Source organism: Haloarcula onubensis, from assembly GCF_031624605.1.
Lineage (GTDB): Archaea > Halobacteriota > Halobacteria > Halobacteriales > Haloarculaceae > Haloarcula > Haloarcula onubensis.
Window position 1 is genome coordinate 1,253,769 of record NZ_JAMQOS010000001.1, and the last position, 12,989, is coordinate 1,266,757.

At 67.6% G+C, this 12,989-nt stretch carries 12 protein-coding genes; 11 read left to right on the forward strand and 1 reads right to left on the reverse strand.

The features are described from left to right. Window positions 1-222 precede the first annotated feature (222 nt). From NDI86_RS06555 to aglF, 4 genes are all read left to right on the forward strand, one after another. Window positions 223-1,704, forward strand: a complete 1,482-nt coding sequence (locus tag NDI86_RS06555) for a hypothetical protein (RefSeq protein ID WP_310899601.1) — start codon at window positions 223-225, stop codon at window positions 1,702-1,704. A 2-nt stretch (window positions 1,705-1,706) separates the two neighbouring features. Beyond that, window positions 1,707-1,907, forward strand: a complete 201-nt coding sequence (locus NDI86_RS06560; protein WP_310899602.1) for a hypothetical protein — start codon at window positions 1,707-1,709, stop codon at window positions 1,905-1,907. Between the two features lie 90 nt (window positions 1,908-1,997). Continuing rightward, window positions 1,998-2,870: a 3-keto-5-aminohexanoate cleavage protein gene (locus NDI86_RS06565; RefSeq protein WP_310899603.1), complete on the forward strand. Its 873-nt coding sequence runs from the start codon at window positions 1,998-2,000 to the stop codon at window positions 2,868-2,870. Between the two features lie 62 nt (window positions 2,871-2,932). Beyond that, on the forward strand, window positions 2,933-3,721 hold the full coding sequence (gene aglF / locus NDI86_RS06570) for a UTP--glucose-1-phosphate uridylyltransferase AglF (RefSeq protein WP_310899604.1): 789 nt from the start codon (window positions 2,933-2,935) through the stop codon (window positions 3,719-3,721). A gap of 45 nt (window positions 3,722-3,766) precedes the next feature. Here the strand turns inward: aglF and NDI86_RS06575 are convergent, their stop codons facing one another. Next, entirely contained in the window at window positions 3,767-4,708 is a 942-nt protein-coding gene (locus NDI86_RS06575) for a polysaccharide deacetylase family protein (RefSeq protein WP_310899605.1), read from the reverse strand. A 225-nt stretch (window positions 4,709-4,933) separates the two neighbouring features. Here NDI86_RS06575 and NDI86_RS06580 point away from each other — a divergent pair, with 225 nt between their 5' ends. The 7 genes from NDI86_RS06580 to NDI86_RS06610 all read left to right on the forward strand — a co-directional run bounded on the left by NDI86_RS06580 (window position 4,934) and on the right by NDI86_RS06610 (window position 12,946). Next, window positions 4,934-5,515, forward strand: a complete 582-nt coding sequence (locus tag NDI86_RS06580) for an acyltransferase (RefSeq protein WP_310899606.1) — start codon at window positions 4,934-4,936, stop codon at window positions 5,513-5,515. Window positions 5,516-5,570: 55 nt separating this feature from the next. Beyond that, window positions 5,571-6,608: a DUF354 domain-containing protein gene (locus NDI86_RS06585; RefSeq protein WP_310899607.1), complete on the forward strand. Its 1,038-nt coding sequence runs from the start codon at window positions 5,571-5,573 to the stop codon at window positions 6,606-6,608. Beyond that, the gene (locus tag NDI86_RS06590) at window positions 6,605-7,498 is read left to right on the forward strand and encodes a polysaccharide deacetylase family protein (protein ID WP_310899608.1); all 894 of its coding nucleotides are present in this window, start codon (window positions 6,605-6,607) and stop codon (window positions 7,496-7,498) included. Before NDI86_RS06585 ends, NDI86_RS06590 begins: the two co-directional genes overlap by 4 nt. A 67-nt stretch (window positions 7,499-7,565) precedes the next feature. Next, complete coding sequence (locus NDI86_RS06595; RefSeq protein ID WP_310899609.1) at window positions 7,566-8,582, forward strand: GNAT family N-acetyltransferase; 1,017 nt, start codon at window positions 7,566-7,568, stop codon at window positions 8,580-8,582. Between the two features lie 5 nt (window positions 8,583-8,587). Next, window positions 8,588-9,532, forward strand: a complete 945-nt coding sequence (locus NDI86_RS06600) for a glycosyltransferase family 4 protein (protein ID WP_417936248.1) — start codon at window positions 8,588-8,590, stop codon at window positions 9,530-9,532. Window positions 9,533-9,641: 109 nt separating this feature from the next. Continuing rightward, the gene (locus NDI86_RS06605) at window positions 9,642-11,480 is read left to right on the forward strand and encodes a hypothetical protein (RefSeq protein WP_310899611.1); all 1,839 of its coding nucleotides are present in this window, start codon (window positions 9,642-9,644) and stop codon (window positions 11,478-11,480) included. Continuing rightward, the gene (locus tag NDI86_RS06610) at window positions 11,477-12,946 is read left to right on the forward strand and encodes a flippase (RefSeq protein ID WP_310899612.1); all 1,470 of its coding nucleotides are present in this window, start codon (window positions 11,477-11,479) and stop codon (window positions 12,944-12,946) included. Before NDI86_RS06605 ends, NDI86_RS06610 begins: the two co-directional genes overlap by 4 nt. Window positions 12,947-12,989: the final 43 nt, after the last annotated feature.

Below are 12,989 nucleotides of genomic sequence, written 5' to 3' on the forward strand. Positions count from 1 at the left end.
TACCCCGGAGCTGCCGGTTTCTGACACCTAGAATTACACTCTCTCTGGAAAACACTTTCTCCGCGTCCTCGACACTGACTTAAATTTTCACGGCGGCGGAAGTACAGAAAATGCGGCTGGTACGTATCTGGTTCGTAACTGAGACGCGAGCAGCGACAACTAGGCATACCTTACTGACAAGGTGGTCAGAACTCCTTTTCCGGTAGGAAGTTCCTGAACGGTATGGCAGGCAACCATCGGACCGGGAAGACGGGGAAAGCACAGCGTACTACCCGGCGAACGTTCATGCGGACTGTCGGGGCCGGCGCGACGGCCGCCGCGGCCGGCACGGCGTCTATCGGCGGCGTCGCCGGGGCCGAGACCACTGTCGACCTCGGGGCGGAAGGGCTCCGTAACGGGGACCTAATCGACCCCTACCTCGAGGAGTTCTTCACCGACGGCACCGAGGTACGCGTTCCGGCCGGGGAGTACGACTACACCGGCGCTGGCCTCGGCGGCGACAAGGCCAACTGCGCGCTCGTGGGCTCGGCCGACGGCGTCACGTTCACCCGACCCGACGACCCCGAAGTCGAGGTTCGCCCGACCGTCACGGCGACCGAGGGAACGGTCCGCATCGAGAACGTCACCATCCGCGGCAAGCGCGGCGAGGCCCAGTCCCGCTGGCGCGTCGGCGCCGAGGAGGGCGCGACCATGGAGGTGTTCAACGTCAACCTGCCGGACGGAACCGTCGACGGGTCGGACTCGACGGGGCTGTACGCCGGGTCGGACCACGCCGGCACCCTCCACTGCAAGGCGTGTTACTTCGAGCGACTGGGGAACGTCGCGATGTACGTCTCGGACGCCTACACCGGCGGGGACGGGCGAGTCGTCGTCGAGGACTGCGTCTTCCGCAACGTCAACTCCTCGATGGTCCGCTTTGCGCCCACGGACAGCGTCGTCCGTGGCTGTTACTTCGAGGGAACGGAAGAGCCGCCCGCGTACCGGACCGGCGGGACCACGCTGCGCGGTATCAAGGTCGACGACCCCGGCACCGGCGCGGTCATCGAGGACTGTGACTTCTACTTCACGCGCGGGGCCAGTCCCATCCGCCTCCACTACCGCGGCGAGGGCGGGTCGGGCACTATCCGCGACGTGCGCATCTACAACGACGGCGACGGGGCGGCTATCCGCCAGGACTGGGAGACCGAGGGCGACTGGTCCGGTCAGAACATCCACCTCACCGGGAGTGGAAACCTCGACGTCCCGGAACACTTCGAGACCGTCACCGGCGACGACGCCGCGGCGCCCGACACCGACTACAGCGTCTGGACCCCCGTCGAGGGCGACGGGAACTCGACCGAGACAGCGGAACCGGTCGCCGCTCGGCCGCTCACCCTCGACGCCGACGGGGCGACCGACGGCCTCCGTGCCCTCCAGGACGACAGCAACGCCGGCCCCGACCCGCTCCCGAACCGAATCGAAATCGACGGCACCGGCGACGCCGAAGAGAGCGCGTACTACGAGTTCGCCGTCACCGGCAACCTCACCATCGACGAGGCGCGCACCGCCGTCGGTAGCGGCGAGACGCTCTGGCTGACCGGCGACATCACCGAGGGTTACGTCAGCGGTCACGTGCGCAACGGCGTGGACGCGTTCTTCTACAGCGGGCACCTGGAGCGCATCGAGATAGACGGCGACGCCGACATCAACGTCTTCCACGGGTGACCATGGCGACGAAAACAGAGTGGGAGGAGGTCCCCGAAGACCCCGACCCACACGAGAACCTCGGCTACGAGATGGAGGAGCTGACGGTCATCCGCTCCGAGGCCAACGACCAGTACGTCTTCCTCCCGGCCGAGGAGTCCCACCTGCTCGACGAGGCGTTCATCGTCGCCGAGGCGGACGCGCTGGTCGACCTGACGCAGTAGGACGGTGATAACTAATCCTGCGACCCACCACCACTCAGGCATCCCACCGCAGCGTCGGTCGCGCCGACGACCACCGGTGTGTCCCACGCGATGACCTATCGTGATTACATGCGCGGCGACGAGGTGACACTCGGCGTCGCTCCGACCGGCTATCGCTACTCGACTGACGTGAACGAGTCCCTCCCCGTCGACCCCGACGCCGTCGCGACACAGGTGTACGAGTCGATGGCGCTCGGGGCCACCGTGGCGCACCTCCACGGCCGCGACGCCGCGGGCGAGCCCGACCCGGAGCGGTTGCCCGCCTTCGGCGAGGCGGTCCGGGAGCTGTGTGGCCGCGATATCCTCGTAGAGTACGCCGCCGGACCCGACGCGCCGCTTGGCGATTTCGTCGACGCACTCGACGAGGCGCCCGTGCCGGACCTCTCGACCGTCCGGCTCGGCCCGACCCAGACCGGCTACCGCTCGGTCTCGGAGACGAGTCGCCGCGACACGGAGCAGTTCGTCGCCGCGTTGACCGACCGCGGTATCACCCCGAACCTGCTGGTCACTGACGGCAGTGACTGCCACGAACTCGAACGGCTACGCGAGCGGTCGGCGCTGCCCGACCGCCCCGTCGTGACGCTCCTGCTTGGCGCTCCCAGCGGTGCGGTCGGGTCGCCACAGAGTCTGCTGGCGCTGCTCGACGCCGTGCCCGAGCGGGCACACTGTTTCGTCCGCGCGACCGGCCCCAACCAGTACCCGCTGACGACGCTCGCGTTCTTCATGGGCGCCCACCCGATGGTCGGCATGGAAGACAACCTCTTTTTCGCGCCCGACCGGCCGGTCGACCGGAACGCCCAGCTTGTCCGCGCGGTGACACAGCTGGCAGAGCGCTCCCTGCGGCCGCTCGCGGACGTCGAGTGGGCCAGGAGCCGGCTCTCGCTCCCCGCGGCCGTCGCCGAGGGCAGCGATGTCGAGGCCTAACCGGACCGGCCGAACCGAAGGCGGCGTATATCTTTATTTACGGGGATAGCTCTCCGGATACGATGGACGCAGTGATACTCGCGGCCGGCCAGGGGACTCGACTTCGCCCGCTGACAGACGACAAGCCCAAGGGGATGGTCGAGGTCGACGGGCAACCGATTCTCACGCACTGTTTCGACCAGCTCATCGAACTGGGCGCCGACGAACTGTACGTCGTCGTCGGCTACAAGAAACAGGTCATCATCAACTACTACGAGGACGAGTACAGAGGCGTCCCGATAACCTACACGCACCAGCGCGAGCAGAAGGGGCTCGCACACGCGTTGCTGACGGTGGAGGAACACATCGACGACGACTTCATGCTGATGCTGGGGGACAATATCTTCCAGTCGAACCTCCAGGACGTCGTCAACCGCCAGCAGGAGGAGCGGGCCGACGCCGCCTTCCTCGTCGAGGAGGTCCCGTGGGAGGAGGCCGGCCGCTACGGCGTCTGTGACACGAACAAGTACGGCGAGATTACGGAGGTCTTAGAGAAGCCCGACGATCCGCCGTCGAACCTCGTGATGACCGGTTTCTACACGTTCACGCCGGCCATCTTCCACGCCTGTCAGCTCGTCCAGCCGTCCAACCGGGGCGAGTACGAGATAAGCGACGCCATCGACCTCCTGTTGCACTCCGGGCGCACCATCGACGCCATCCGGATGAACGGTTGGCGAAACGACATCGGCTATCCGGAGGACCGCGAGGAGGCCGAACAGCGACTCCGGGCGGAGGCCGACGAGGGGGCAGACGACGACGCCGACGAGGGCGCCGACGCCGAAGACGTCGCCAGCGTCGCCTCCTCGGAGTAGTCCCTTTTCAGTCGACGGTTTCGCGTCGGTCGGAGGGCGGCCCGCTCAGGCGACCGAGAGGTCCTCCGCTCGCACGCGGTCCGCCACCGACCGCATCGTCTCGACGGTCAGGTCGGTGTCCGCCCGGACGCGGTCGACGTAGGCACAGATGGCCCGGACCCGGTCGAGGTCGGCCTCCGTCGTGAGGTTGTTCGGGTGGAGCCAGAGGTGACAGATACCGTCCTCCGCGGCCGCCGCGTCGATGCCGAGCCTGGCCTGCTTGACCACCGGGTCCCCGACCGTCGCGGCGAGGACCCGCCGGGCCGGTCCCTCGAAGCCGAACAGGTACAGGGAGGCGGGGATGTTCACGAGGCCGTACTCGTCGACGCTCGGCTCGACGAGCGGGGGCGGGTCCCGGACGACCGTCGCCTGCGCGAGCTTGCGAAGCGGCGCCGAGTAGGGGCCGTCCGCGGTCGTCTCCGGCTCGGTCCCGCGGTAGCAGGTGAACCCGGACTCGGCGAGTATCTCCCGATGGCCCACGCGGTTGCGCGGGAAGACGAACGAGCGCATCGTGACGCCCGCGGCCTCGGCGGCCTCGGTTGCGCGGTCACACTCCGCGCGAGCGAGCAGGTCGGTGGCGTAGTCGGCGTCGAACTCGACGTGGGAGTAGGTGTGGGCGCCGATGTCGTGGTCGACGTCGCTCTCGACGAGGTCGGCGATGAGGTCCGGGGCGAAACGGAACTGCTCGTCCATCGGCTCGTCGCCGCGCTCGTGGGCGAACCAGCCCGACGGCGAGGGGTGGCCGACGTGGGCCCCGGCACAGTCGTGCTCGAACAGGTGCCCGACAACCGCCCAGGTGGCCGGGATATCGTACTCATCGAGCGTCTCGGCCAGGTCTTTCCACCCCTGGCGCGAGCGAGCGATGCGTTCGGTCGGTCGCTGTTCGGCCGGGTAGTCGTGGAAGCCCCAGCCAAGTTCCGCGTCGATGGAGATGACGACTGTTCCCATTTGTTCCCCAGTGACCCGGCCCCGTCTAAGTTATACCGCGGGATGATGTCACCCCCGACGAGGTAGCAGTATGCTACGATTCGGGCCACGGACCGCGCCGTCCACAGGAAGAGAATAACAAAGCCTTGAACTGGTACAAATCTCGGAGTGAGTTCAGATGACCGGGACGACTCATCTTCAGAGCAGGCCAGTGACGGAGAATACGCCGCGGCAGGGGACCTACCGATGAGTAAGTGCCAGCTCGGTGATGGCTGTCGCATCGCGGAATCGGCCGATATCCTCCCGCCCGAGGGGGGCCAGGCGCCCGCCAGAATCGGGTCGGACTCCATCGTCCGGGCGGGGACGGTGGTCTACCCCGACGTCGCCACGGGCAACCGGTTCCAGACCGGCCACCACGCCGTCGTCAGGGAGCAGACCACCATCGGCCACGACTGTGTCGTCGGTTCGCAGGTCGTCGTCGACGGCCGAAGCGACCTCGGCGACGAAGTGAGCATGCAGACCGGGGCGTACGTCCCGTCGGACACGACCATCGGCGACCGGGTGTTCCTCGGGCCGCGGTCCGTCCTGACGAACGACCCGTACCCGCTGCGTCAGGGGGTCGACCTCGCGGGACCGACGCTCGAAGACGACGTGACCATCGGCGCCAACGCCACCGTGTTGCCGGACGTGACCGTCGGTGAACGCTCCTTCGTCGCCGCGGGGGCCGTCGTCACCGAGGACGTCCCACCGTCGACGCTCGCGGTCGGCACGCCGGCGAAACACCGGCCGCTACCGGAGCATCTCGCGACCACCAACGCGCATCGATGAGCCGACTCCCGGACGCGACGAGACCGCGCCGACCGCGGGCCGCGAGCGACTGACGATGCGGGTCCACTTCGAAGTGGCGCACCCGGCCCACGTCCACCTGTTCAAGCACGCTATCCGCGAGTTGCAGGCACGTGGCCACCGGACCCTCGTCACCGCCCGCGAGAAGGAAGTGACGACGGAGCTGCTGGACGCCTACGACATCGACTACGAGGTGCTCTCGGCCCAGCGCGAGACGACGCCGGGACTCATCCTCGAGTGGGCGCTCCGTGAACTGAAACTGATTCGGACGATTCGGCGGTTCGACTCGGACGTGGTGCTGAGCCACATCAACCCCGTCGCCGCTCAGGCCGCCAGGGTCACCGGGACGCCGAGCGTCATCTTCACCGACGACGAGGTGGCGACCCGCGGGCTCTCGAAGCTCACCCTCCCCTTCACGTCGCGGGTCTGTACGCCGGCGTGTTTCGAGATGGACTTCGGGGACAAACACCGCCGATACGACGGCTACCACGAACTCGCCTACCTCCACCCGGACCGGTTCGAACCGGACCCCGAGCCGCTGCGGGACCACGGTGTCGCGGTCGACGAACCGTACTACGTCCTCCGGTTCGTCTCGTGGGCGGCCCACCACGACGTGGGCGAGACGGGCATCTCCAGAGCGGGCAAGCGCGAACTCGTCGACTACCTCTCGGCACGAGGCGAGGTGTACATCACCAGCGAGTCCCCCCTGCCGGAGGGGTTCGAGACGCACCGCCTCCCGGTGCCGCCCGAGCGCATCCACGACCTGCTGTACTACGCCGACGGCTACATCGGCGACTCCCAGACGATGGCCCTGGAGGCGGGGATACTCGGGACGCCGTCCATCCGGACGAACTCCTTCGTCGGGAACAAGGACCTCTCGACGTTCCGCGAACTGGAGTCCCACGGGCTCGTCTACAACCTGAACGAGGAGCGGGCCGCCATCGAGAAGCTGAAGGGGTTCGTCGAAGACCCGGACATCGCGGCCAAGTGGGAGCGCCGTCGGTCACAGCTCTTGGCGGAGCGCGAGGACGTGACCGACGTGGTCGTCGACGAGGCCCTCGGAGCGGCCCTATGAGCGGGGACTGGGTACCCGACGGTCACGACTTCGCCCTGTGTCTCACCCACGACGTAGACCGTCCCTACAAGACCTACCAGTCGCTGTTCTACGCCGTCTCCCGCCGGGACCCGAGCCAACTGCTCGACCTCGCGCCCGGTCGGCGACCCTACTGGACGTTCCCGGACCTGCTCTCCTTCGAGCGCGAGCAGGGGGTCAGGTCTGCCTTCTACGTGCTAGACGAGCAGTCGCTGTTTCGCGACCGGCCGCCGCGGGAGTGGTTCACGAGGGAGGGGTGGCAGCTGTACGCCGGGCGGTACGATATCGAGGACGAGCCAATCCGCGACCTGCTCGCTCAGCTCCGAGCGGGCGGCTGGGAGGTCGGTCTGCACGGCTCCTACGAGGCCGTCGACGACCGCGCGATGCTCCACGAGGAGAAACGACACCTCGAGTCGGTGCTGGGCGAGTCGGTCGTCGGCGGCCGCCAGCACTACCTCCGCCTCGAACGGCCCGCCACGTGGGAGCACTACCGGGCCATCGGTCTCGACTACGACACGACGCTCGGGGACCCGTACGAGTACGGGTTCACGGACGGTTACCAGCCGTTCCGACCGTTCGACGACGAGTTCGTCGTCTTCCCGCTGACGGTCATGGAGAGCGCCCTCCCCGACCCCGGCGAGGCGTTCGACCGGGCCTGGGCCGCGCTCGAATCGCTGCTCTCGGAGGCCGCAGCGAACCGCGCCGTGATGACGGTCCTCTGGCACCCGCGCCACTTCAGCCGCGACCACCCCGGATACGACCGGCTCTACCGTCGGCTCGTCACGACGGCGCTGGAGCGGGACGCCTGGGTCGGCCCGCCCGGCGAGCTGTACGCCTTACAGGAGTCGACGGCTGTCACCGCGGACGACTAGGGGCCGAATCAGCGCACAGCGGCAACGCGCGATAAGCTCCAGATACTCAAGCCGGTCCCGCCGGGAGATGGACGCGAGCCACATGCGCATCGAACGACTGTCACTCGCTGAGTGGGCGGAGACGCTCCCGAAATCGGGGTACGAGGTGTTTCACACGCCGCCGGCGCTGTCGGCCATCGAACGCCACACGAGCGGCGACTTGCGACTCTTCGGCGGCTTCAAAGGCGACCAGCCGGTGGGGCTGCTCCCGGTCGTCGAGGAGAACCGGGCGGTGGGGCGGACCATCACGTCGCCGCCGCCTACGATGAACGTTCCGCGACTGGGGCCCATCGTGATGCCGACCAGCCCGAAACAGCGCAAGCGCGAACGCGTCAACAAGAAGTTCGTCGAGGCCGTTCTCGAAGAACTGGAGACCGACGGCCCGCTGTCGCTGGTGCGACTCATCACGCCGCTGGGATACGACGACCCGCGGCCGTTCCGCTGGGCCGACTTCGACCTCACGACGAAGTACACCTACGTGGTCGACCTCGAAGACACCGACCCCGATAGCGTCCTCAGTTCCTTCAGCAAGAGCCTCCGCCGGGACGTCGGCAACGCCCGCGAGAGCGACGTGACCGTCGAGGTCGGCGGCCACGACGCGACGCGGGCCGTCTTCGAGCGGACCAGGGACCGCTACACCGAGCAGGGCCGGGGGTTCCCGCTCTCCTGGCGGTACGTCAGCGACCTCGTCGCCGGGCTGGACGACCGCGCCCGGACGTACGTCGCCCGCGACGCCGACGGCGAGACGCTCTCGGGCGTGACGGCCCTGTTCGGCCCCGACGCGGCCTACTTCTGGCAGGGCGGGACGCGGGCCGAGAGCGACGTGGCGGTCAACAGCTTACTCCACTGGCGAATCATCGAAGACGTGCTCACCGACCCGGCGTTCGAGTCGGTCACGGCCTACGACCTCATGGGGGCAAACACCGAGCGCCTCTGTGACTACAAGGGCAAGTTCGCCGGCGAACTGGTGCCCTACTACGAGGTCGAGACCGACAGCGCGGCGATGAACCTCGCCAAGTCCGCCTTCAGCGCGGTCAAACGATGACGGACCTGCGCGTCCTCAACCTCGTCACGAACGCCGACTCCCAGTTCTTCGAGGCCCAGGTCGAGGAGCTAGAGCGCCGCGGCGTCGAGATGACCACGCTGTCGGTGCCCGGCGAGAACCAGTCCCAGTCGGTCGACGCGGGCACCGAGGGAAGCCGGTCCGTGTGGGACTACGCCCGCTTTTACCCCTCGGTGCTGGCCCACTCGCTGGACGGCTACGACCTCCTCCACGCCAACTACGGGCTCACCGCACCGATGGCTCTCGCCCAGCCACGGCTCCCGGTCGTACTCTCGCTGTGGGGGTCGGACCTCATGGGGCAGTACGGCCCGCTGACGAAACGGCTCGCTCCGATGTGTGACGCCGTCGTCGTCATGTCCGAGGGGATGGCCGAGGTGTACGGCGGCGACTGTCGCGTCATCCCACACGGCGTCGACCTGGACCTCTTCGAGCCGATGGACCGCGACCAAGCCCGCGACGCGGTCGGCTGGCCGACCGACGAACGCATCGTCCTGTTCCCGTACCCGCCCAAACGCGAGATAAAGAACCATCCACGGGCCCGGGCCGTCGTCGACCGCGTCGCCGACCGACTCGCCGACCCGGTGTCGCTGCGGACCGCGACCGACATCCCGCACGAACGGATGCCGTACTACCTCAGCGCCGCCGACGCGCTGATTATGACCTCCCGCAGGGAGGGGTCGCCCAACACGGTCAAGGAGGCGATGGCGTGTAACCTCCCGGTGGTCTCGACGGACGTCGGCGACGTCGCCCAGCGGCTCGCTCCGGTCGAGCCGAGCACGGTCAGCGACGACGACGACGAACTCGTCGCGGGGCTGGCCGAGATACTCCGCCGCGGCGAGCGCTCGAACGGTCGCGAGAACGCGGTCGAAATCAGCGTCGAACAGATGGGCGCCCGGCTGTTGTCCGTCTACGAGTCCGTCGCGGCGGCGTAGCGGCGCCCGTCGCGGCCCGTTCGCCGAGAAACCGCACGACGGCGAAACAGTTCCATACCGCCTACAACCCGTCAATAACAATGACCGCCGACCGACCAGGATGGCTCAGATGGCCGAAACACCTCCGCGTAGACGCCGTCAGGTCGCCGTCCTTCTCGCCGGGTATCTGGCATACACCGTCGGTCTCGTCGTCGCCGCCGGGTCCCAGCCGACCGGCTACGAGATATCGATCTACCGCGCTACGCCCGTGCTCTTCTGGCTCGGCAGCGCCGTCGGGCTCATCGCCGCTATCGCGGTCGGTTTGAGCGCGACCGCGACGACCCTCAGGAGCCGTCTCGCACTGTTACTGGGCGCTCTCATCGGCATCAGCGTCGCGATACTCCCCACCATCCGGGACTACTACTACTACGGCCCCGGCGACGCCCTCTCCTATCTCGGCTGGACGCGCCTGATAGCCGAGGGGTCGCTCAACCCGGTGAACTTCCTCTATCCCGGCATTCACAGCATCGCCGTCGTGTTGACCAGCGTGACGGGGCTACCCCCCCGTCGGACGCTCCAGCTCGTCGTTCCCGTCTTCATGTCGCTGTACGTCCTCTTTACGGCCCTCTGTGTGACACGCATCGCGGCGCGGTCGAAAGCCGCGGCGGTCGGGACGTTCTTCGCCCTCCTCTTCTTGCCAATCAATAACATCCACACCTACATCTTCCCGTACCCCACCAGCGCCGCTATCTACTTCACCCCCTTCGCCCTGTATCTCCTCTTGCGCTACGTGGGCGAACGCGACACGCTGGTCACGGTTCGAGGGTACGACGTCGTGACGCCGCTTGGGCTCTTGCTGACCCTGGCGGGCGTCGCGGCGATTCTCATCCACCCGCAGTCTGGCTCGAACGTCCTGCTGCTCATCGGCGCCGGGTTCGGGCTGCAACTGCTAGCACGGCTCTACGGGCGGTTCTGGCCGACGGACCGGCTGACCAGCCACCGGTCGCTGGGGCCACAGACCGCCGTCGTTGGGCTCTTTTTCGCCCTCTGGATACCGCGGTTCAACCGGGCCACCGGGACCGTCGGCGCGGTCATCAACGGCCTGCTGTACGGCGCCAACCCCGGAAACGAGATATCCACGGTCAGCAGTTCCCTGTCGACGCTGGGAAGTGGCATCGGTGAAATCTTCGTGAAGATATTCTTCGTCAGCGCCGTGCTCTCCGTGGTCGCCGGCGCGGTGATGCTCTGGGCCGTCGCCGGGCGACTGGACGAGCGCTACCCGGACCGCAACAGCCTGTTGCGGTACGTCGCGTTCGGTTTCGTCCCCGTGTTCGTGCTCTTTGGCCTGTTCTACATCACGAGCGTCACCCGCCAGCCGTTCCGCTATCTCGGCTTCATGATGGTCTTTGTCACCGTCCTCACCGCCGTCGCCGTCACCGACGGGATTCCGTACTCCCCGTCGCTGTCGACCAGACACTGGCAGGCCGCCCTCGCCGTCGCTCTCGTGTTCATGCTCGTGCCACAGGCCATGATACTCCACAAGTCGCCGTACATGTACAAGGGCTCGGACCACGTCCCCGAGACGTACTACGACGGCTACACCACCTCCTTCGACCAGCGTGACCCCGACGTGTACTTCGCCGGGCCGCGCGGGGGACCGCGACGCTACGTCGACGCCTACTACGGGACGACCGGGACGGACTACACGCCCGGGGGCAGACACTTCCCCGGCAAGGAGGCGATGATACCGTTCTCCGTCTTCGGCAGGAACACGACGGAGTACTACTCACGGTGTCGGTACGTCCCGCTGACCTCCAGCGACTACGAGCGGGAGGTCGGCCTCTACGACGGGTTCAGATACTCGGCGGAGTCGTTCCGCTCGTTCCGGCAGAACCCCGACGTCTCGCGGGTCCAGACCAACGGTGATTACCGCCTCTACTTCGTCCGCGGGGCGGACTGCGGCCGATGAGCCTGGCCGACCGCATCGCGGCCGGGTTCAAGGTGTCGATGGCCGCGCGGGTGGTCCACGCCGGGACGAACGGCCTCCTGCTGTTGATACTGACGCGGTACCTGCTCGAACCCGACCAGTACGGCCTGCTCTACTTCGCCATCTCCATCGTCGGCATCGCCGAACTGTTCGGGACCCTCGGCGTCCCGAACGCCACGGCCCGCTACGTCAACGAGTACCTGGAACGCGACGAGACGCAGGTCCGGTACATCGTCCAGTGGTCGCTCGTCATCATCCTCGCCGTCGCCATCACCGTCTCGCTCGCCGTCTCGCTGGGCGGCGCACAACTGGCGCGGCTGCTCGGTCGGCCGGCGGTCGCGCCGGTGCTGACAGTCGGCGGGCTCTACATCGCCGGTCGCTCGCTGTTTGGCTACCTGAAGTCGGTGTTCCAGGCGTTCAACCGGGTCGACTACAGCGCCGCCCTGACCATGGTCAACAGCACGACCAGGCTCGTCGTCACATCGGGGCTGGTCCTGGCCGGCTACGGCGTCACCGGGGCGATGACCGGCTACGTCGTGGCCTACCTGCTCGCCGTCGCCGTCGGGCTCGCGGCGCTGTACGCGCGGTTCTACCGACCGCTCCCGCCGACCGAGAGCCCCGAGAGCGACCTCCGGGGCCGCATCGCCCGCTACAGCATTCCCACCGCCGCTACCCGGGCCAGCGTGGTCGTCGACAGCAAGATGGACACCGTCCTCGTCGGCGTGCTGGCGACGCCCGTCGCGGTCGGCTTCTACACGCTGGCGCGCCAGATTGCCGACCTCTGTATCGCTCCCGCCTCGTCGCTGGGCTTTACTATCACGCCGACGCTCGGCGAACAGTCCGCCGCCGAGAACCCCGACGTGGCCGGCCGCATCTACGCCGAGTCGCTGCGGAACGTCCTCCTGCTGTACGTCCCGGCGGCCGCCGGCCTCGTCATCGTCGCCGAACCGACCATCACCTACGTCGTCGGCGAGGAGTATCTCGGCGCCGTCGTGCTCGTCCAGCTCTATGCCTTCTTCGTCATCGTGCGGGCCATCCACAAGATAACCGGCTCGGCGCTCGACTACCTCGGGCTGGCGCGGGTGCGCGCCATCGCCCGCGGGACCAGCGCCGCGGGCAACGTCGGTCTGAACCTCCTGCTCATCCCGCCGCTGGGCGCGCTGGGAGCCGGCATCGCCACGGTCATCACGTACAGCGCCTACACCGGCGTCAACGTCTACTACATCCACCGCGAACTGGAGTTCGACCTCGGCGGCGTCGCCAGCGACCTCGCCCGCGTCGCCGTCGTCGCGCTGGTGATGGCGGGCGTCGTGCTCTCGATGGTGTCCTACGTCACCGGCCCGCTCTCGCTGGTCGCGGTCATCCTCACCGGCGGCGCGGTGTGGGCGACGCTCTCGGTGGCCAGCGGGCTCGTCGAGCCCAGCGCGGTCATGTCGTTTATTTCGTGACCGTAGCCACCGGATAATCCTTGGCCAACTGTCCGGTCAAGCG

What these genes read in the sequence shown, in the direction of transcription:
- NDI86_RS06565 (WP_310899603.1), top strand. Translation starts at nt 1,998, where the DNA reads ATGACCTATCGTGATTACATGCGCGGCGACGAGGTGACACTCGGCGTC.
- NDI86_RS06610 (WP_310899612.1), top strand. Translation starts at nt 11,477, where the DNA reads ATGAGCCTGGCCGACCGCATCGCGGCCGGGTTCAAGGTGTCGATGGCC.
- aglF (WP_310899604.1), top strand. Translation starts at nt 2,933, where the DNA reads ATGGACGCAGTGATACTCGCGGCCGGCCAGGGGACTCGACTTCGCCCG.
- NDI86_RS06555 (WP_310899601.1), top strand. Translation starts at nt 223, where the DNA reads ATGGCAGGCAACCATCGGACCGGGAAGACGGGGAAAGCACAGCGTACT.
- NDI86_RS06590 (WP_310899608.1), top strand. Translation starts at nt 6,605, where the DNA reads ATGAGCGGGGACTGGGTACCCGACGGTCACGACTTCGCCCTGTGTCTC.
- NDI86_RS06605 (WP_310899611.1), top strand. Translation starts at nt 9,642, where the DNA reads ATGGCCGAAACACCTCCGCGTAGACGCCGTCAGGTCGCCGTCCTTCTC.
- NDI86_RS06580 (WP_310899606.1), top strand. Translation starts at nt 4,934, where the DNA reads ATGAGTAAGTGCCAGCTCGGTGATGGCTGTCGCATCGCGGAATCGGCC.
- NDI86_RS06595 (WP_310899609.1), top strand. Translation starts at nt 7,566, where the DNA reads ATGGACGCGAGCCACATGCGCATCGAACGACTGTCACTCGCTGAGTGG.
- NDI86_RS06575 (WP_310899605.1), bottom strand. Translation starts at nt 4,708, where the DNA reads ATGGGAACAGTCGTCATCTCCATCGACGCGGAACTTGGCTGGGGCTTC.
- NDI86_RS06560 (WP_310899602.1), top strand. Translation starts at nt 1,707, where the DNA reads ATGGCGACGAAAACAGAGTGGGAGGAGGTCCCCGAAGACCCCGACCCA.
- NDI86_RS06585 (WP_310899607.1), top strand. Translation starts at nt 5,571, where the DNA reads ATGCGGGTCCACTTCGAAGTGGCGCACCCGGCCCACGTCCACCTGTTC.